The sequence below is a fragment of the Arthrobacter sp. Soil_N43 genome, assembly GCF_057655195.1.
In genome coordinates this window covers 1-18,570 of the sequence record NZ_JBDGML010000107.1, presented here as the reverse complement: position 1 = coordinate 18,570, position 18,570 = coordinate 1, and the positions used below count along the sequence as shown (strand labels likewise).

Genomic DNA, 18,570 nt, shown 5'->3' with positions numbered 1-18,570 from the left:
TTTATATACCGAATGTTCATTAGGTAATCCCATGGAGGGCCCTCATGTCAAGAGTGCGGACGAGTCGGGAGGGCCCCGCATGGGCGATGACCACGAGGGCCGCCAGCACATGGAGCAGCGCGAGGGTCCACCAGAGCGTGAGGTAGTGGGGCCCCGCCAGCGCCGGAAAAATCAAGGCCCCGCACGTGTTGAACGCGGCGTGGAAGATCATGCAGAGGGGCACGCTTCCGGTGCCGTTGTAGATCCAGGCCAGCAGCACGGACTGGGCGATGATCATGAGCAGGAACGGAACCGGCGGCCGCTGCCCGCTAGGGTCCGACACCAGTTCGGGAAGATGCCACAGCCCCCACACGACGCCGAGCAGCAGGGCGGCGGCCAGCGCGGTATGGTTCTGCTGCAGGAGGGGCAGGGCGTAGCCGCGCCAACCCAGCTCCTCGAACAGGCCCACCACCACAAGGGTTGATGCGAACGTTCCGATCAGCATGAACCACCCCGGGTTCGGGCCGAGGTCCGGGGCGGGCGCACCGCCGGCCACAGTCAATGCCGCGGACGCCAGCACCAGAAGGCAGGGCAGCCCCAGGCTTAGCGCGTACCAGGGCACCGGGACACGCCAACGGCCCAACTGTCGCAGCAGCCGCAGCATGGCGCCCTTTCCGCCGGAAAAGCCTGCGACCAGGACCGCGGCCACGGCCGGCCCGATCGGGATCAGCGGAGAACTTTCCGGGTTGAGGAAGGTCAGCGGCCAGAGCAGCCAGGAGATGAGGAAGGCCAGCACGAAGAACATCGTGAGCCGCCGGCTGGCCGGCCAGGCACGGCTGCGGTGCTCAAGTGTCCGTTCGGGCGGGTCTGCGGCGGAGGAACCTGGAAAGTGCATCAGCATACCGTCGTTCCGGTGCGCCTGTAGGGGGACGGGGCATCGAGGCGCTTGCCCGCCACGTGCCCGTTGGAGCGCTGAGCCGCTGACGTGGGAATCAACACCATTGTCTGCTCCCGAAAGACGGCGAACAAGTGAAAGTATGGAGGGGACCTTCCAACCAGAGGACTTGAACATGGCCAAAGGGATTTATGTCAGTGCAACCACTCCGGGTTCGGGGAAATCGCTCATAGCGCTCGGTCTGGCGGACACGCTGCACCGGCACGCGGACCGGATCGGATTCTTCAAGCCGGTGGTCCACGGCGACGACCCCGGCGCGGATCCCATGGTGGCCCTGATGAAATCCCGCTTCGACCTTGATGACCGGCGTTGCCGCGGAGGCCTGACGTTCACCGAGGTGCGCGGACTGCTGGCCGAGGGCAAGCGCGAGGAGATCGACGCCCGCTGCGTGGAGATCTTCGCCGAGATGGGCCGGCACTGCGATGTCATCATCGTGGAGGGGACAGACCTGACCGGCCACGATGCCGCCGTCGAGTTCGACCTCAACGCCCGTCTAGCGAACAACCTGGCCGCCCCCGTGGTTGCTGTGGTGGGAGCCAAGGGGCGCAGCGTCGCCGAGGCCGCTGCCGCCGTCGACGTCGCCCGCAAGGAGCTGAGCGCGGAGAAGTGCTCCCTGCTGGCCATGATGGTGAACCGCGCCGATCCGGCGGACGTGGACGCGATTGCCGCCGCCGTGAAGCCGGGCGCGTCCGGCCGCCCGGTGTACATTTTCCCCGAGCTGGAGGAGATCGCGCGGCCCACCACCGGTGAGGTGGTTACGGCGCTGGGGATCGGGCAGATCGCCGGCCGTGCCGACATGGAGCGCGACGTCAGGGACGTCAAAGTCGCGGCCATGAGCGTGGGCAACTTTTTGAACGTGCTCGACGACGGCGCCCTGGTGATCGTGCCGGGTGACCGGGCGGACGTGATGGTGGCCTGCCTGGCGTCGTCGTTCTCGCCGGAGTTCCCGGTGCCGTCGGGCCTGATCCTGACCGGCGGCCTGGCCCCGGACGCCAACATCTACCCCCTGCTGGCCTCGGCCCCGTTCCCCGTGTTCGCCACCACGGATGATACCTACACCACGGCCCGCCGGGTCTCAGAGGTGCGGAGCGAAATCTGGAGCGGGCACCGCCGGAAGGTGGCTTCGGCCCTTGGCCTGTGGTCCCGGCAGGTGGACGAGGCCGAGATCCTGGAGCGCCTGCACCTTCCCCGGCCGGAACGCATGACCCCGCTGCGGTTCCTGCACGACCTCATTGAACGGGCCAGGTCCCAGCGCCGCCACATCGTCCTCCCCGAGGGCACGGACCCCCGCATCCTGCGGGCCGCCGAGATCCTGCACCGCCGTGACGTCTGCGACCTCACCCTGCTGGGCCGCGAGGCGGACATCAGGGAACTTGCGGCAGGCCGGGGCATCGACCTCGCCGGCATCAACATCGTGGACCCCGCCACTTCGGAGCTGCGCCGGGACTTTGCCGCCAGGTACGCGGAGCTGCGGGCGCACAAGGGCGTGGATTTGGCCCGCGCGCTGGAGGTCATGCAGGACGAAAGCTACTTCGGCACCATGATGGTCCAGCTGGGCGTCGTGGACGGCATGGTCTCCGGTGCGGCGCACACCACGGCCCACACCATCCGCCCGGCGCTGGAATTCGTGAAGACCCGGGAGGGCGTGAAGATCGTCTCCTCGGTTTTCCTCATGCTCATGCCGGACCGGGTGCTGGTGTACGGTGACTGCGCCGTGAACCCGGACCCCAATGTGGAACAGCTCGCGGATATCGCCCTTGCCTCGGCGGAGACGGCGGCCCAGTTCGGCGTTGAGCCGCGGGTTGCCATGCTCTCCTACTCCACCGGAGGCTCCGGCTCGGGTAAGGCCGTGGAGGAAGTCCGGCAGGCCACCGACCTGGTCCGGAGCCGCCGCCCCGATCTCGCCGTCGAAGGTCCCATCCAGTACGACGCCGCGGTGGACGCGTCGATCGCCGAGTCCAAGATGCCGGGGTCGTCCGTCGCCGGGCAGGCCACGGTGTTCATCTTCCCGGACCTGAACACCGGCAACAACACGTACAAGGCCGTGCAGCAGAGTTCCGGAGCTGTCGCCGTCGGGCCCGTCCTGCAGGGGCTCCGCAAGCCGGTCAACGACCTCTCCCGCGGCTGCACGGTGGAGGACATCGTCAACACCGTGGCCATCACCGCGATCCAGGCCCAAACCAGCGAAACCAAACCAGCAGCAGCACCCGTCCCGTCCGCAGAAGCCACGGCTTAGGAGGCCCCATGCTCGTGCTCGTCATCAACTCCGGCTCGTCCTCGCTCAAGTACCAGGTGCGCGATGTGGCGTCGCACAGCATCGTCACCGAAGGGCTGATCGAGAGGATCGGCATGTCCACCGGCGGCCAGGGCGACGGCGAAGTGGTCGGACCCGCCGACCATGCGGAGGCGCTCGAGCTGGTGGACGCTGCCATCCACGAGGTGCTGGGCGGCCGGGAGCTGGACGCCGTGGGACACCGCGTGGTGCACGGCGGTGAACGGTTCGGCGAGCCGGTGCTGATCGACAACGAGATCACCCGCGCCGTTGAGCGGCTGAACCCGCTGGCGCCGCTGCACAACCCCGCGAACGTGCTGGGCATCCGCGCGATTTCGAAGAAGTGGCCGGAGATGCCGCAGGTGGCGGTGTTCGACACCGCCTTCCACCGCAGCCTGCCCGAGCACGCCTGGCGCTACGCCGTCCCGGACGAGCTTTACACGAACCACGGCATCCGCCGCTACGGCTTCCACGGCACCTCCCACGAATATGTCACCCATCAGGCGGCCGGGCTGCTGGACATTCCCGTTGAAGAGTTCGACGGCGTGATCGCCCACCTGGGGAACGGCGCCTCAGTCACGGCGATCCGGGGCGGCAAGTCCGTGGACACGTCGATGGGCTTTACGCCCTTGGAAGGCCTGGTGATGGGCACCCGCTCCGGCGACCTCGACCCGTCGATCCTCGTGTTCCTGGCCCGCACCGGCTGGAACGCCGAGGACCTTGACTCCATGCTGAACCGCGAATCCGGGCTCAAGGGCCTGGCCGGCAACAACGACATGCGCTCCGTGGTGGAGGCGTCCGAGGCCGGCGACGCGCGTGCGGCCACGGCGCTCGCCGTGACCTCCTACCGGCTGGCCAAGTACATCGGCGGCTACCACGTGGCCGTGGGCGGGGCGAAGGCGCTGGTGTTCACCGCCGGCATCGGCGAGAACTCGCATCAGTTCCGTGCGCTGGTGGGGGAGCGGCTCGGCGCCCTGGGCATTGAGCTCGACGCCGGGCTGAACAGTGAGCGGTCCAAGGAACCCCGGGTGATTTCCACCGCGGCCTCGCTCATCCCGGTGCTGGTGGTGCCCACGGACGAGGAACGTGCGATCGCCGAGGCAACAGCCGCCGTCGTCTCCGCCGCCTCTGGTGGTTGAGCCTGTCGAAACCTGGATCTCGACAGGCTCGATCAGCGGTCCAAAGGCTCGATCAGCGGTCCACGGGATCGATTGGCCGGTCAGCCGGGCCAGACGTCCTGCTGCGCCAGGCGCTTCGTGAATTCGGCCTCGGGCAGGGGCCGGCTGAAGTAGTAGCCCTGTCCGCTGATGCACCCGGTGCTCCTCAGGTGCTCAGCCTGTTCCGCATTTTCGACGCCCTCCCATACGGCCTCGAGTCCGCACGCCCGGATGAGCTGCAGGATGGCCGCAATCAGGGCAGGCTGGGCCGGGTCGCTGCCCAGGGCGGAGAGGAGCGTGCGGTCCACTTTGACCCGGTCCACCGGCAGCCGCCGCAGGTAGCTGATGGACGAATATCCCGTGCCGAAGTCGTCGATCTCCAGGCCCACCCCGAGTTTGCGCAGGCTCGCCAGCGTGTAGCGGTCGAGCTCATTGCCCTGGATGATGGCACCCTCGGTCAGCTCCAGGACCAGCAGCGCGGGGTCCAGTTCGCTGGCGGTCAGGGCGTCGCGGACATCCTCGATGAACTCAAGGCGCTGCAGGTCGGCTGCCGAGATGTTGATCCGCATGGAGAAGTCGTGCCTGCTGGTTTCGGGGGCCGTCCGCCAGCGCCGCAATTGCTCCACGGCGGCGTTAAGGACCCAGTTTCCCAGTGCGGAGATGAGGCCGGTTTCCTCGGCGACGGGGATGAACTCGTCCGGCATGATGAGGCCGCGGGTGGGATGTTGCCAGCGGACCAGCGCCTCCACGCCCTCGATCCGGCCCGTGGCGAGCTCAATGACCGGCTGGTAGAACAGCACCAGCTGCGACCCGGTGATGGCCTCGCGCAGTTCCCCCACCAGCTGGTTCCGGAGTTGCCGCGCGTGGAGCATGGCCGGTTCGAAGACGCGCAGTTTGCTGCGGCCGTCCGCCTTCGACGCGTACATCGCGATGTCCGCTTCCATGAGCAGGGCCTCGGACGTCTCACCGCGGTCAGCTATGCGAAGGCCAAGGCTGGCCCCGCACCGGATGGTCTTGCCGTCCACCTCAATGGTTCCGCGGAGGGCGTCCAGGATCCGGGTTCCCACCACCGTTGCCTGGGCGGGAGTGCTCGCGGGCAGCAGCACGGCAAATTCGTCCCCGCCCAGCCGGGCCACCATGTCCTCCTCGCGGACGCAGGCACGGATCCGCTTCCCCACTTCGATCAATACGTGGTCACCGATCGAGTGGCCCAGGGAATCATTGATGCTCTTGAAGGCGTCCAGGTCCAGCAGCAGCAGCGCCGGCGGCATCCCGCTGTTCTCCGCCTGGGCCTGGGCCTCGTTGACTGCGCTGACCAGTGCGGAGCGGTTGTAGAGGCCCGTCAGGGAATCGGTGAGGGCCATCCGCTGCAGCTCCCGGTGGGCCGCCTCGAGCATCTCGGTCCGCGATTCCACGCGCTGCTCCAGCTCCTGGTAGATCATCTGGAGGTCCTCGGCGAGCAGGTTGGTGCCCATGATCACCGCGTCGAGCTCGTCCCTCGCTTCCGAGATTGCAATACGTGAATGCAGCTCACCCGCCGCGAGCCGGACAATGCCGTCGAGGAGCTGCCCGAGCCGGGGATCGCGGTCATCAAACATTTTCGTCACTAAGCCGCGTCCGGACCGGCCAACCAGTCCAGGGCTTCTCGGTCCGACATGAAGTATTCTGCCCGGGCTGAACGGAATTCTGCGCCGAGGAGAAAATTCCCAAGCAACCGGTCCACGGGGCTTTCGCCGACGAGCGCCCACGAGGATACATTGTCAATGGCCGCGAAGGCGGCACGCGCCGTGCGGCTCACTGATGCAATGCCGGTGAGATGAAGTACGACGGCGGCCCTCCGATCTCCGACCAGTTCACCGATCTCGTGGCTCAGCTGGGCGATCGTGGTGGCCGTGAGATCCACACCTAGGGGCAGTACGGCCCTCACGGCCAGATTCGGCAGCACTGTGCAGGTAACGCCGGCAGGCATTGGATGATTTGATGTGTCCGGCGTTCTGGACCGTGCGACGGGAACCGTCGTTGCTTCTGACACTTATCCCCCCTGAAGGAACCGCTGTTGACGCTGGACGGATGCGAGGTAGTCCCGCACCGTGGCGCTCCGCTCCGTTGCGGCAGCCGTATCGAACAGCGTAGCCGCCTCTTCAAGGATCTGCAGTGATTCGGTGTCGTTTCCCTGCTCCATCATGGCTTTGCCAAGGACAAAGGCGGCCTCTGCCGCTGTCTGGCTGGCGAGGATGTGGAACTTGCTGCGGACGGGTGCCAGGATTTTTATCGCAGCATCCAGGTCTCCGGTGATGTAATACCAGTGGCCGCGGACCAGAGCCATCTCCAGGAGGTCGCGCTCACTGCCGCCCACCACCTCGGTGGCCAGTTCCGCACGTTCGATGCAGCGGAGCGTGGCGCCGTCGCTGAGCTGTGCCCGCAGCCGCATATCTGCCGAGCCGCGGTTGAAGCGCGCCCACAGGTCCACATCCCGGGAGGGGGAGAGCCTTTCTGCGGCCAGATCGTGGTATTGGCTGCCCTCGGCAGCCCGTTGGGTGAGGAAGGCGACGTTGCCGATCACCCAGTAAGCCTTGCCGGCCGTGTCCTCATCAATGACGTCGGTGAGCAGGGACTTCAGCACCAGGCACTCCCGCCAGGCCGCGGGCAACCGGCCGCTTTCGGCGAGGGCGGCGATGAGGGCCTGCTGGGCCTGGATGTGAAGGTATACGTTTTCGAAGTCACCGGCCACCAGGTCCGCAGCTGCCGACGCCGAGTCGACAGCTTCCGGGAGTCTGCCCAAGGCCTGCAATGACTGGGCATGCAAGATATGGGCGCGCGCGCCAAGATCCGGAGCAGACGCAGAAACCGGATGAGCGGCCAGCGTGGCTGCGAGCTGCTGGCATTCCTCGAAGGATCCCTGGTCCCGCAGGCATTCAGCCTGCAGCAACACCATCTTCCACCACCGGTGTTCGTCGCCCGCTGCAATGGCAAGTTCCGCGGCGTGGCCTGCCTGCGTGTAGCCGGCCCTGTAGTCCCGCCGTTTCCAGCTTTCACGGGCCTCGAGCTCGGCAATCACAAAGGGCGATAAATCTTGAGACATCGGCATGATGACAATTATCCACGGACTGCGCCATAGGTCATTGCGGGCACCGGTGCTGAGGCCTTGTTACGGCTTTTCGGATAACTAAAAAGGGTGGATTTTCCCTAGCAGGTATTCCTTGTAAAAACCTTGCAGAAACTTGAGGAAAGAACCGTATACTGTGGCCCGTAACCGTTATGCACCTAACTATAGGAAAGGATCAGCGGATGAAGAAATTTGCCGCAACACTCTTAATGACCGGCATATTGGCGGTAGCGGGATTCGCTGCTCCTGCCAACGCCGCACCGAAGGACAAGAGCACCACCACGTCCTCCTCTTCCCAGACAACCGTCAACTACTCATATGTCGGTTCCTGGCCCAACTAATTCTGGTCTCTGAGTAAGACGACCCAAAACTGCCCCGGGCCTAATGGTCCCGGGGCAGTTTTAATTTGCATCCAATATGCTGTTTGTGGTCCCCCACTCCCGCCGTACTACTGCTGCGGCCCGGCCACCGGCAGGTAAACCGACACCGTGGTGCCCGAGCCGAGTGATGACTTCATCTCCAGCGAGCCATTGTGGCGCCGCACAATGTCATGGGCTATTGCCAAACCAAGGCCGCTGCCCGGCACCGCCGCCGAGGACGCGTTGGACGCCCGGTAGAAGCGGGTAAATACCTGGGCAATTTCCTGCTCGGGAATTCCGACGCCCGTGTCCGCCACCCTAACGACCGCCGACTGGCTGCCGTCCCCGGCGGGGTCGAGCATGACCTCGATGCTGATCCGGCCGCCGTCGGGCGTGAATTTGATGGCGTTGGCCACGATGTTCGTGAATACCTGCTCGAGTTGGGCCTCGTCGGCCTGGATCTTGACGTCCTCGTGGGAATCTGCGCCCGATATGGCGACATTCCGGGCTTCAGCCAGCGGCCGCAGCGCGGCGACCACAATCCGCATGACCTGCCCCAGCTCCACCTGTTTGAGGTGCAGGTTACCGGAGCCGTCCTGCTGTGAAACGGTGAGCATGTCCTCGATGAGCCGCCGCAGCCGGTCCGAGTTCCTCGAAATGACCTCCATCATGGACTCGATGCCTGCCGGCACCGGACCGCCGGCGCCGTCGCGGATCATGTCCAGGTAAGCGGTGATGGAGGTCAGCGGGGTGCGGAGCTCATGGTTCACGGTGGCCAGGAAGTCCGTTTTGGCCTTGTCCAGTTCCCGGAGCTGCTGCAGCACCTGGACCTGTGCGCTGATGAGGTGGCCCTGGATGAGGCTGTGGGCAAGGTTTCCTGCAACGTGCTGGATGAGGGCGATCTCGGCCCGCGTCCATTCGTGGGGGGTGTCCAGCTTGGCGATCCAGACAATCCCGAGCGCGGATTCTCCATCGCCTACGGGGACCACCACGGAGGAGCGGGCGTCAGTGAGTCCGGACCAGCCTTGGAGTCCATCGGTGAGGGGAGAGGCGGGTTCCGCCTGGTGGTCGGCCACCGCCAGGACGTCTGCCTCGGACCACAGGGACGTGGCCAGTCCGCGGGCCGCTTCCTCATAGGTCCCGAGCCCGTCAGGCAGCGCAGAAAGTCCCGGCCTGCACCACTGGGCGCTGATCCGCGGCACGCGTGAATCCTGGAACGTGGTGAACCAGACATGGTCCGCGCCGAGTGACTTTCCGAAGCCCCGGACCAGGTGCCCTGCCATCTGCTGGGGGCTGTTGGTGCCGCGGATGGCTGCGGAAACGTTTCGGAGGCTTTCGCGGAGGAATTCGGCGTGCGCGCGGAGCCGGCGGCGCTCCCGGGCACGTGCAATCAGCGTTTCCACGCGGTAGACGAGTTCCTGCGCGGAGGCGTCACGGGAGACGTAGTCGGCGACGCCCTGCGGCTCGAGCCGCGCCAGGTCAATGTCATCCGCGAGGTCCACGAGGAGCAGCACGGGCGTGCCCTCCCACGGGATTCCGTCGACCATGCTCGCATCAAGAAGTACGACGGCGGCGTGGTTCCGTTCCAGCTCGACCGCGAGCGTCCCGCCGTCGGACGCTGAATGCACGGTAAACCCGGCAGCCGTGAGGACGCCTCCCGTTGCGGCCAACCGGTCCGCCTCGGGAATTGCAACCACAGCTACCCGCGGTGCCGAAACACTCTCCGCCGGTGCCTGTACCACTATGCCCCCCGTGTTGCGCGTCGCCGTGCGGCTACCCGTGATTTTGGACTCACATTATCAGCCCTTGGACCGCATTGGCCGCGGCCGCGGGGAACGGTAGCTTGATAACTGTCTCGTCAACACCGGAGGTCTCGATAATGAATGCCGATGTCAGCGGCCGGAACACGCTGTTTGATCTCACCCTGGAGGCCGAAGGCCTGCTTCGGCTGACCTGGGCCCGTGGTGCCAGCATCACGGAATCGGATGCGGAGTCCGCCATGGGAGAGGTGAATACGCTTTGCGGCGCAAGCCGCCATCCCATGCTCGTGGACATGGCCACTACCGCCGATGTGAGCCGGGGAGCGCGATCCGTTTTCGGGCGCCCCTGCCAGGCATCGAGGATCGCACTGCTCGGCTCTTCGCCCGTGGATCGGGTGCTCGCCAACTTTTTTCTCGGCATCAACAAGGTCCCGTGCCCCACGAAGTTCTTCACCTCGGAGCACGACGCCCTGGCCTGGCTGAAGGCCACGTAACTGCAGGTTGCCTCCGTCAGCGGGCCTGGAGCACCGAGAAGTATCCCGGAATCCGTTCAGGCTCAGCGGAGGTCAGCGGGCGGGCTTCGATGACGGCCGGCCCGTCCTCCACCACATCCCAGCGGTCCTCGGGGAAGGCCCGCACGCGCTGGGCGGCACCGAAGCGGCCGGGCATGGGCAGACCGCGGATCGCAGCCGCGAGGGGCGCCGGAATGAAGTGGCGGGTGGCGCCAAGATGGCTGACATACTCGACGGCGTTGCCCCGGAAATCTGTTTCGGCCAGGAAGATGCGCCCGCGTTTGCCCACGAGAGGGTGCAGCTGCTCGGCCAGAGCCGCCTGGGAACGGGGTTTCAGCACGTGGAGGACGCCGCGGATGAAGATGTTGGCTTCCCCGGGCATGTCGGCGGAGGCCAGGGCTGCGGCAACGGAGCGTGCCGCTCCCGGGGCTGTCATGTCGGCAGCCAGGAAGGAGATGCCCTCAATCCCCTCGGAATCAGCGCGGGCCCGGGCAATGGCATTGGGGGCCACGTCCACGCCCAGAACGTGGGGAAAATGGGCAGCCAGGCGCCGGCTGAACGCCCCGCTGCCACAGCCGATATCCACGATGGGGAGGTCCGGATGCATCTGCCGCTTCAGGTGTTCCAGGTAGCCGAGCAGTTCGTGGTCGTCTCCCGCGTCCCACAAAACGTCTCCCTGGGCACCGGTGCTGTTGACGTTGCCCCAGTACTGGTCCCAGGCCGTGTGGGGATCCTTCGGCGCCTCGGAGGACAGCCTCACGAGCTTGGGGACCAGCAAGTATTTCTTCAGGGATGAGAGCACCGTCCAAATATAGGGTGCGAACGGCGGCGGCCGTTGTCATGTGCCGTAATCGTTGCTCCATCCAGTGGCGGCTATGGAGCCTGCTCGTTGGTCGCGGGGGCTGCACCTGCCGGAGTCGGTTCGGACTCCGCGGGTTCACTAGGTGCCGCTGTGGGGGCAGGGTCCGTCGGCGCGGGGGCTGGTGCCGGGACGGCGGGCATTGGCGCAGGAGCCGGGTTTGGCGGAGTGGGGGCTATGCCGGATGGCGCCGGGGCAGGGGCCGCCGGATCAGATCCAGAGCCCCTCGGGGTTGGGATTGCAGTGGCGGCTCCGGACGGCGGCGCCTGCGTCTGCCCGCTTCCCGTCGTCGGCGTCGGGCTCGCGCCGGGGGCCGTGCCGGGCGAGGCGCTGGGGTCGCTCCGGATGATGTCAATGATCTGTTGCTTGTACGCCTCGATCCGCCCTTGGATCTCTGACAGGGGGACGCCCTGCAGCGTGCGGCCGAATTCCGAAATCTCTTCCCACAGTGCGGTGAGCCGTGCCATGCCGTCGGTGCTCAGGGGGCCGTCCAGGGTCAGGACCAGTTGGCTGGCCAAGGCGTAGGTCAGGCACCGGAGACAGTTGTAGTTGGCAGCGGCCGAGAGATTTTCCGGCACCACCACGTCGGCCTGGCCGATGATCAGCACCACCTGGAAGCCGACAGCCACCGCTGCGCAGTCGGCACAGCTGGCGAAGGCATAGGCCTCATTGCGCGTATCCACCGGCCCGTCCTCGGCCCAGACGAGGGCAAATGCGACGTCGTACGTCACAGACCCGTCCGCCGTGTTCACCGCCAGGGCTTGGTTGCCGTCCTCCTCAGGTGCCGGAGGCTTGTCGAACGGGAAAACCCACGAAGGCGGCAGGGGAGACCCGGGAGCGGGGACCTGCCGTTCACCGGCATCCGCCTGAGATGCTGCAACCGGCCGGGGCACGAGCACCATGCTGAGCTGGGGCTTGTCGCGGGTAGGCAGTTCCGTGCCTTCGGGCCACAATGCCACCGTCCGGCCCCCGCGTCCTTCCTGCAGGACTGCCCCGGCTGAACCTCCTGACAGGGCAGGGTGGATGGTGGCCGTGGCATCGAACAGCGTCCCCCGTTCGTAGGGCTGCACCGGCCGGTACGTGTCCGGCGACGGCCACCACGCCCAGGCGAGCCCGGCCAGGATGGCGGCGGTGGCGGCCACGGCCGTGCCGCGCTGCAGCGGCCCGCCGCGGGTCTTCTTCCAGAGGCCCACGGCCACCTGGCGCGCCAGCCGCACCAGCATGTAGCCGATGCCCAGCAGCGGAAGGAGGACGGCGGCAATTGCCAGGACGCGCACGGCGGCATCGGCGAAGTTGCCGCCCGCGAGGCTGCCGGCGAGCATGCCCTGTTGCTCCTCAAGGCTCGCCCACGCGGTGCCCAGTAGCCGCGGGAGGGCGAGGACCATCAGCACCAGGCTGGCCAGCAGCAGCGGCACGGTGATCAGGACCCAGGCCGTGATGACCACTCTCGCCCAAGGCTTGAGGGCCCGCGCTTCGGGTTCCGGCTTGCGCCAGTTCCACGGCAGGAGGCCACGCAGCGTGGGTTGGATACGTTGGAAGAGGTCCGGCACGCCCGTCGCGTCGGCAAGGATGTGGTAGCCGTCGAAGCGGAGCAGGGGCAGGAGCTGGCGAACCATCTGCAGGATCTGGGTGAGCACCACGAGCAGCAGCGCGTCGTAGCCGCTGGCCCACCAGATGCCCATGATGGCGACGGAGACGATCGCGTTGAAGTACAGGCCGCCGAGGTCGGTCCGCAGCCGGCCCCCGCGTCCCAGGCGGTACGAGTCGGTGACGTCGGTGTAGAAGGCCGGCCAGACAAGGTACAGGCCGGCTCCCATTGCGCCCGGCGTGGCTCCTCCCCGGCGCGCAGCTGCAGCGTGGCCGAACTCGTGGAAGCCCGCAGAGAGAACAGTGATGGCGAAGATGAGCAGCAGCAGGCCGGGGTTGGCGAAGGCGTCGTGGGTGGCCGACCCCAGTCCCTTGACCATGAGGACCCACCAGCACGAGGCCAGGAATGCTACCGTCACGGTCGCCACGATCAGCGGATGGAAGAGTCCGGCGAAAGGCGCCGTCAGCTTCCGCGTGCGCTCCGGATCAGTGACCGTGTAGCGGAAGCGCATGCCAAGCAAGGGATCCGACTTCCGGACGCCGGGCTGCGAGCCGTCGGCCAGCCGCAGCAGCCCCAGCGGCATCAACTGGCCCTCGACCAGCGTTTGTACATTGTCGGCGCTGACCAGCTTCCCGTAGCGGATGCCGGCGTATTCCGCGATTTCGGCGGCGTCCCGCTCGCCGTCAATGCCCTCCAGGACGAGGAAGAGCAACCGGGTCAGCTGGATGGTCTGCCCATCGGCGCGGCGGACCAGGAACGGGGTGGCGCGGTAGCCGGAGCCTTTGGCCTCGCCGATCAGCTGGACGCCATCCGCGCGGACAGGCGCTGTCGAGGTCCCTGTGGACGCAGAGGGAGCTGGCGGACCGTCCATGTGGGACGGTCCGCCAGGCGCAATACTCATTGGGGATTTACTGTTCGAGGTCGGACTGCTGGTCGGCCGTGGCCGTGGCCGAGCCGTCGATATTCTGCGTGATGATGGCGTCCTGCTGTGCCACGGCGAAGGCATCACTGTCGATGGATCCGATGTTGGCTGCCACTGCGGCATCGATCGGCGCGGCTACGTTTGCGTTGGCTGCGACGGCGCCATTGATCGGCGCGGCAATGTCGGCGTCGGCGGCGAGATCCACGTTCACGTTCAGGAGGTCGCCGTCCAGGGCGCCTGCCGGGTCCACGGGAAGCGCACCGACGTCGGGCAGCGTCCCGTCAGGAAGAGTGCCGTCGGGCAGTGTCTCGTCCACTGCCCCGGCGCCGCCGTCCGCCGTGCCGTCCGCAGTGCTGCCGCCCTGGCTGATGGTGCTGTCCTGGGTGGATTCGGCCGTGGCGTCGGCGGTAATTCCCTGATTGATGATGACCCCCTGGTCGGCGAGGGCCTGCGACTCGGAGCCGAAGGAGAGGACGTTGGCGGAAGCCGCCGCGTCAATGGGGGCAGCGACGTTGGCGTTCGCGGCGACGGCGAGGTCGATCGGCGCCGCCGCGCTGATGCCGAGGTCGAGGTCGGCATTGAGATCGAGTACGGATGCCACTTCCTTGTCAGGCAGGGGAGTGCCTGCCTGAGCGAGGAGCTCGTCATCGGACAGCGGCGTCATTCCCTGTTCATTGTTCACGGTATGCTCCAGTTCCGGCACCGGGTTCCCTGCCCCCAGCGGACAGGTGCTCCGAACATGCCCATTGCACAATAGTAAGCATGATGAGTATCTCCGTGAACCCGACGTGCTGCGAGGAGGCCGCCCCATGAACTGGTGGGAGGCATTGATTGCCGTCATCGGCGGGATCGCCCTGATCTACGCCGCGTTGTTGGTCCTGCTGGCCCTCTACGCCCGTCGTCACCCGGAAACGGTCGGCATGAAGGACGCCCTGCGGCTGCTGCCGGACCTGGTCACCCTGCTGCGCCGCCTGGCCGCGGACCGGACCCTGCACCGGGGAATCCGCGTGCGGCTCGTTCTGCTGCTGGGGTACCTCCTGATGCCCATCGATCTGGTCCCGGACTTCCTGCCCGTCATCGGCTATGCCGACGATGTCATCATCGTGGCCTTGGTGCTCCGCTCAGTCATCCGCAGGGCCGGCAACGAACCGCTGGAACGCCATTGGCCGGGCAGCCCGTCCGGCCTGGCGCTGGTCCAGCGCCTGGCCGGCACAAGCGACAGCCAGCCCTGAGGCTTACTTCAGCCCGGCGCCCGGCAGGAGCTCGGTGGCGCCGAGGGAGTCGGCGATGAAAGCGTAGTCCCAGGCCCGTTCGCGCCACTGCACGTACCGGCCGGAGGCGCCGCCGTGGCCGCCGTCCATTTCGATCTTCATGACGATCGGCTCGGATCCGGTGGTCTTGTTGCGGAGCTCCTGCACCCACTTGGCCGGTTCCACGTAGAGCACCCTGGTGTCGTTGAAGGACGTCACGGCGGCGATCTTCGGGTAAGCGGCCTCGCGGACGTTCTCGTAGGGGGTGTACGACTTCATGTACTGGTACACCGCGGGGTCGGTGATGGGGTTGCCCCATTCTTCCCATTCGAGCGCCGACAGCGGCAGCTCCGGGTCAAGAATGGTGTTCAGCGCATCCACGAACGGCACTTCGGCCACGATGGCGGCGTACTTCTCCGGGGCGAGGTTGGCCACGGCACCCATGAGCAGCCCGCCGGCCGAGCCGCCAAGGGCAGCGATCCGGTTTGGCGCAACCCAGCCTGAGGCAGCCAGCCAGTCGGTGGCGGCGATGAAGTCGGTGAATGTGTTCTTCTTGCTGAGCTTCTTCCCGTTCTCGTACCAGTGCCGGCCGAGTTCGCCGCCGCCGCGGATGTGCGCGATGACGAAGACAATCCCGCGGTCCAGCAGCGACAGACGGGCGATGCCAAAGCCCGGATCCATGCTCAGCTCGTAGGAGCCGTAGCCGTAGACCAGGCCCGCCGCGGTGGAGTCGCGGGCAACCGACTTGTGCCGCAGGACCGAGAGCGGAATCCTGGTCCCGTCCGCGGCCTCGGCCCATTCCCGCGATGCCACATAGTCGTCCCCGTTGTAGCCGCCGAGCACCGGGCTCTCCTTGCGGAGCAGCAGTTCACCGGCCGGCCGCTCCGGGGTGGGCAGCACGAAGTCATAGACCCGTGACGGGGTGAAGTAGGACGTATAGCCCAGCCGGATCACCGGGGCCTCGTAATCGGAGCCGCCAACCCCGGCCGTGTACAGCTCCTCGTCAAACGCCGGCTCAACGGGGGGCTCCTGGGCGGCCGTACCGAGTCCTGCGAGGGAAATCACCTGCACGCGCTCGATGGTGTCCTTCCGGACCGAGACCACCAGATGCGTGGAGGTGACCCCCGCGCCGTTGATGCGGACGTCGTCGGAATGCTCGACGACGGTGGTCCACTGCTGCTCGGCCAGCGGCTTGGCGAGTTCGGCCGGGTCCACCAGTGAGACCATCGAGTTCACTGCGTTCCGGTTGTGGGTGACGACGATGCGCTCAGTCTTCTGCCCGTCCGGACCCTCGAGCAGGAACGGTTCGGCCTCGTAGAGGACGCGCTCGCCGCGGGGGATCACGGTGGTGAGGGTGGCAGAGGGGTCGTCAAAGCGCAGAATCCGCGTTTCGCTGTACTCGGAGCAGCCGATCCCCAGCACGAGGTGGCGCCGGTCGGAGGAAAGCTCAAAGCCCAGCCACATGGCGACGTCGTCCTCCTGGTAGATCACCTCATCCTCGGTGACCGGCGTGCCCAGGACGTGGGCTTTGACCTGGTACGGGCGCCAGGAATCATCCACCACGGTGTAGAAGAGGCGGGTGCCGTCCGGGGAGAAGGAGACGCCGTAGAAGGTGTTCTCGATGATGTCCGGCAGCAATTCTCCGGTGCGGAGGTCCTTGATGCGCAGCGTGAAGCGTTCGTCGCCCGAGTTGTCCACGGCGTAGGCGTACAGGTTGCCGTCCACGGTGACGGCCGAGCCGCCCACCGCGAAGAAGGGCTTGCCTTCGGCCTCCACGTTGCAGTCCAGCAGGACTTCCTCGCCCGGAATTTCGACGCCGGCCTCCACCGCCGGGGGTGTCCAGTCGGCCACCCTGTCACCGGTGTCCTGGGCGCGCACGCGGCACTGGATGCCGTACTCCTTGCTTTCCACCGAGCGGCTGAAATACCACCAGCCGTCCTTGCGGTTGGGGACGGACAGGTCTGTCTCCTGGGTGCGGCCCTTGATCTCCTGGAAGATGGCATCACGCAGCGGTTCCTGGTGGGCGGTGACGGCTTCCTGGTAGGCGTTCTCGGCCTTTAGGTGGGCCACGACCTCGTCGGATTCCTTCTCCCGGAGCCATTCGTAGTTGTCCACGAACGTGTCGCCGTGGTGGGTGCGCTCGGCGGGCACTTTCCTGGCGACGGGAGGCGCAGGAGTGGCCGCGGCGGGGTTGTCTGCGGGGTGCTGCAGTGGAGTCTGGGTCATTCCCTCAATATATAGATCTGCACTGACAATTGGGCGGCCGTTCGCTACCGGGGGAGCGGGAACGAGGCGGCCGGCCCGAACCCTGTCCTCCGCCGCGGGGGCGGGCGTATCCTGAACTCGCGTCCGTAAACCGGAACCCGCAAACCGGAAACAATTGAGCAGCCGAGGGGGAGCCATGACAATTCCGCCAGTGCACGAACCCGAACCATTCCCGCCAGAGCCGGGTCCCGATCCCATGCGGCCCAATCCGAACGGGCCGGATCCTTCCGGCCCGACGCCGCCGCCCAGTCCGTTCCCGACGCCCGAACCGCCGGGACCGCTCCCCGTGCCGGACCCCGGTCCGGCCCCGCTGCGTCCGGACCCCACCAGGGACTGAGTCCGTCCGTTTGTTGCCCGCTGTCCGCCCTACGGCGGCTGGGTGAGCTTGCCGCAACCATTGAGGACAAGCCCGCCCAGCCGCCGTCGTGGTTTCTCATAACCGGAAACAGGGCGCTGTGCGGCAATTCAGAAACATTCGGTCTTTGGCTGTTACCTGAATCACATTCGGGCTATGGTGGTTTCCGGTCGCAGCGTCGCGGCCGTGCATGAGGGGAGATGTTCTTTGAACGACAAGCTTAAGGTTTTGGTCCGACTCGATCTCGAATGCGGTGAAGCCCAGGTGGCCGCGCAGGGAAATGTAACCGCCCGAAGCATCCAGGCTCTTTACGTCGTCATGAAGCGCGCCAACCATCTGAGGGAAGGCCTGCAGCTCGTAGTGGACGTCAGCCACGCACACGTTGAACCCTCGGCCCTGGAGCAGCTCCGTAAATGCTCCGAATCGCACCACCTGCCGCTGTCGATCGATCCGCAGCAGTCCGAATGCAACGTCCGCGTCCTGGCTCCGGCCGACGCCGAACTGCTGGAAACCACCGCGCGAAGGTCGCCCCTGGCTGTAGCGGCTTAAGGGCGCGGCTTAAGGGTCGCGGCCCACGGATGCGGGCCTTAAAGCGCGGGCCTTAGAACTAGGCCGCTAACTATTCGTCGGGACTTGGGCTCCGTACGTCACGGGACCCAATGTCCGCCGCCCCGAGCACATCGGCGGCCGGGGAGTGCGTCGCCTCGTGTTCACGTACCCGGATTTCCGGGTGGTGCAGGTCCAGCGCCGGCCGCTCGGAGCGGATGCGGGGCAGGGAGGTGAAGTTGTGGCGCGGCGGCGGGCAGGATGTGGCCCATTCCAGCGAGGCGCCGAAGCCCCAGGGATCGTCCACCGTCACCCGCTCGCGGCTGCGCGCCGTGATGTAGACGTTCCAGAGGAACGGGATCAGCGACGCGCCGAGGACGAACGAGGAGATCGTGGAAAACTGGTTCATCGCGGTGAAGTTGTCCTCCGGCATGTAGTCCGCGTAGCGGCGGGGCATGCCGAGCACGCCCAGCCAGTGCTGGATCAGGAACGTGCCGTGGAAGCCCAGGAACAGCAGCCAGAAGTGGATCTTGCCGAGGCGCTCGTTGAGCATCTTGCCGGTCCACTTCGGCCACCAGAAGTAGAAGCCGGCGAACATCGCGAACACCACCGTGCCGAACACCACGTAGTGGAAGTGCGCCACCACGAAGTACGAGTCGGAGACGTGGAAGTCCAGCGGCGGGGA

At 66.5% G+C, this 18,570-nt stretch carries 16 protein-coding genes; 6 read left to right on the top strand and 10 right to left on the bottom strand.

All coding sequences use genetic code 11. The features are described 5' to 3' along the window. Positions 1-19: 19 nt before the first annotated feature. Positions 20-874 (bottom strand): CPBP family glutamic-type intramembrane protease, encoded by an 855-nt coding sequence (locus tag AC3A3W_RS15395; RefSeq protein ID WP_487443895.1) that lies wholly within the window; start codon positions 872-874, stop codon positions 20-22. Between the two features lie 175 nt (positions 875-1,049). On the opposite strand from AC3A3W_RS15395, the gene pta reads away from it, so the two are divergent. Together pta and AC3A3W_RS15385 are read left to right on the top strand one after the other, a co-directional pair. Next, positions 1,050-3,170 (top strand): phosphate acetyltransferase, encoded by a 2,121-nt coding sequence (gene pta, locus AC3A3W_RS15390; protein ID WP_487443894.1) that lies wholly within the window; start codon positions 1,050-1,052, stop codon positions 3,168-3,170. Between the two features lie 8 nt (positions 3,171-3,178). Further along, entirely contained in the window at positions 3,179-4,345 is a 1,167-nt protein-coding gene (locus AC3A3W_RS15385; protein WP_487443893.1) for an acetate kinase, read from the top strand. 80 nt (positions 4,346-4,425) lie between these two features. Here AC3A3W_RS15385 and AC3A3W_RS15380 read toward each other — a convergent pair whose 3' ends face one another. From AC3A3W_RS15380 to AC3A3W_RS15370, 3 genes are all read right to left on the bottom strand, one after another. Then, positions 4,426-5,961 carry a putative bifunctional diguanylate cyclase/phosphodiesterase gene (locus tag AC3A3W_RS15380; protein ID WP_487443892.1) on the bottom strand — a complete coding sequence of 512 codons (1,536 nt, stop codon included), beginning with the start codon at positions 5,959-5,961 and terminating at the stop codon, positions 4,426-4,428. An 8-nt stretch (positions 5,962-5,969) separates the two neighbouring features. Next, positions 5,970-6,290: a DUF7793 family protein gene (locus AC3A3W_RS15375; RefSeq protein ID WP_487443891.1), complete on the bottom strand. Its 321-nt coding sequence runs from the start codon at positions 6,288-6,290 to the stop codon at positions 5,970-5,972. 105 nt (positions 6,291-6,395) lie between these two features. Then, complete coding sequence (locus AC3A3W_RS15370; protein WP_487443890.1) at positions 6,396-7,445, bottom strand: hypothetical protein; 1,050 nt, start codon at positions 7,443-7,445, stop codon at positions 6,396-6,398. 206 nt (positions 7,446-7,651) lie between these two features. On the opposite strand from AC3A3W_RS15370, the gene AC3A3W_RS15365 reads away from it, so the two are divergent. Continuing rightward, positions 7,652-7,810, top strand: a complete 159-nt coding sequence (locus AC3A3W_RS15365) for a hypothetical protein (RefSeq protein WP_487443889.1) — start codon at positions 7,652-7,654, stop codon at positions 7,808-7,810. Positions 7,811-7,917: 107 nt separating this feature from the next. Here the strand turns inward: AC3A3W_RS15365 and AC3A3W_RS15360 are convergent, their stop codons facing one another. After that, positions 7,918-9,570 (bottom strand): ATP-binding response regulator, encoded by a 1,653-nt coding sequence (locus AC3A3W_RS15360; RefSeq protein ID WP_487443888.1) that lies wholly within the window; start codon positions 9,568-9,570, stop codon positions 7,918-7,920. 137 nt (positions 9,571-9,707) lie between these two features. Between AC3A3W_RS15360 and AC3A3W_RS15355 the strand changes: the two genes are divergently transcribed. After that, positions 9,708-10,082, top strand: a complete 375-nt coding sequence (locus AC3A3W_RS15355) for a DUF7793 family protein (protein WP_487443887.1) — start codon at positions 9,708-9,710, stop codon at positions 10,080-10,082. A gap of 16 nt (positions 10,083-10,098) precedes the next feature. Here the strand turns inward: AC3A3W_RS15355 and AC3A3W_RS15350 are convergent, their stop codons facing one another. The 3 genes from AC3A3W_RS15350 to AC3A3W_RS15340 form a co-directional block, all read right to left on the bottom strand. Then, positions 10,099-10,902 carry a class I SAM-dependent methyltransferase gene (locus AC3A3W_RS15350; protein ID WP_487443886.1) on the bottom strand — a complete coding sequence of 268 codons (804 nt, stop codon included), beginning with the start codon at positions 10,900-10,902 and terminating at the stop codon, positions 10,099-10,101. 71 nt (positions 10,903-10,973) lie between these two features. Further along, the gene (locus AC3A3W_RS15345) at positions 10,974-13,448 is read right to left on the bottom strand and encodes a hypothetical protein (RefSeq protein ID WP_487443885.1); all 2,475 of its coding nucleotides are present in this window, start codon (positions 13,446-13,448) and stop codon (positions 10,974-10,976) included. A 7-nt stretch (positions 13,449-13,455) separates the two neighbouring features. Continuing rightward, on the bottom strand, positions 13,456-14,133 hold the full coding sequence (locus tag AC3A3W_RS15340) for a peptidoglycan-binding protein (protein WP_487443939.1): 678 nt from the start codon (positions 14,131-14,133) through the stop codon (positions 13,456-13,458). 145 nt (positions 14,134-14,278) lie between these two features. Between AC3A3W_RS15340 and AC3A3W_RS15335 the strand changes: the two genes are divergently transcribed. After that, a complete protein-coding gene (locus AC3A3W_RS15335; protein ID WP_487443884.1) occupies positions 14,279-14,701 on the top strand; it encodes a YkvA family protein in 423 nt (140 codons plus the stop codon). A gap of 3 nt (positions 14,702-14,704) precedes the next feature. On the opposite strand, the gene AC3A3W_RS15330 is transcribed toward AC3A3W_RS15335, so the two are convergent. Then, positions 14,705-16,945: a S9 family peptidase gene (locus tag AC3A3W_RS15330; RefSeq protein ID WP_487443883.1), complete on the bottom strand. Its 2,241-nt coding sequence runs from the start codon at positions 16,943-16,945 to the stop codon at positions 14,705-14,707. Positions 16,946-17,546: 601 nt separating this feature from the next. Between AC3A3W_RS15330 and AC3A3W_RS15325 the strand changes: the two genes are divergently transcribed. Then, positions 17,547-17,888, top strand: coding sequence for a hypothetical protein (locus tag AC3A3W_RS15325; protein ID WP_487443882.1), 342 nt, complete (start codon positions 17,547-17,549; stop codon positions 17,886-17,888). Between the two features lie 70 nt (positions 17,889-17,958). Here AC3A3W_RS15325 and AC3A3W_RS15320 read toward each other — a convergent pair. After that, on the bottom strand, positions 17,959-18,570 hold a 612-nt coding region (locus AC3A3W_RS15320), incomplete at its 5' end, for a cytochrome c oxidase subunit I (protein WP_487443881.1).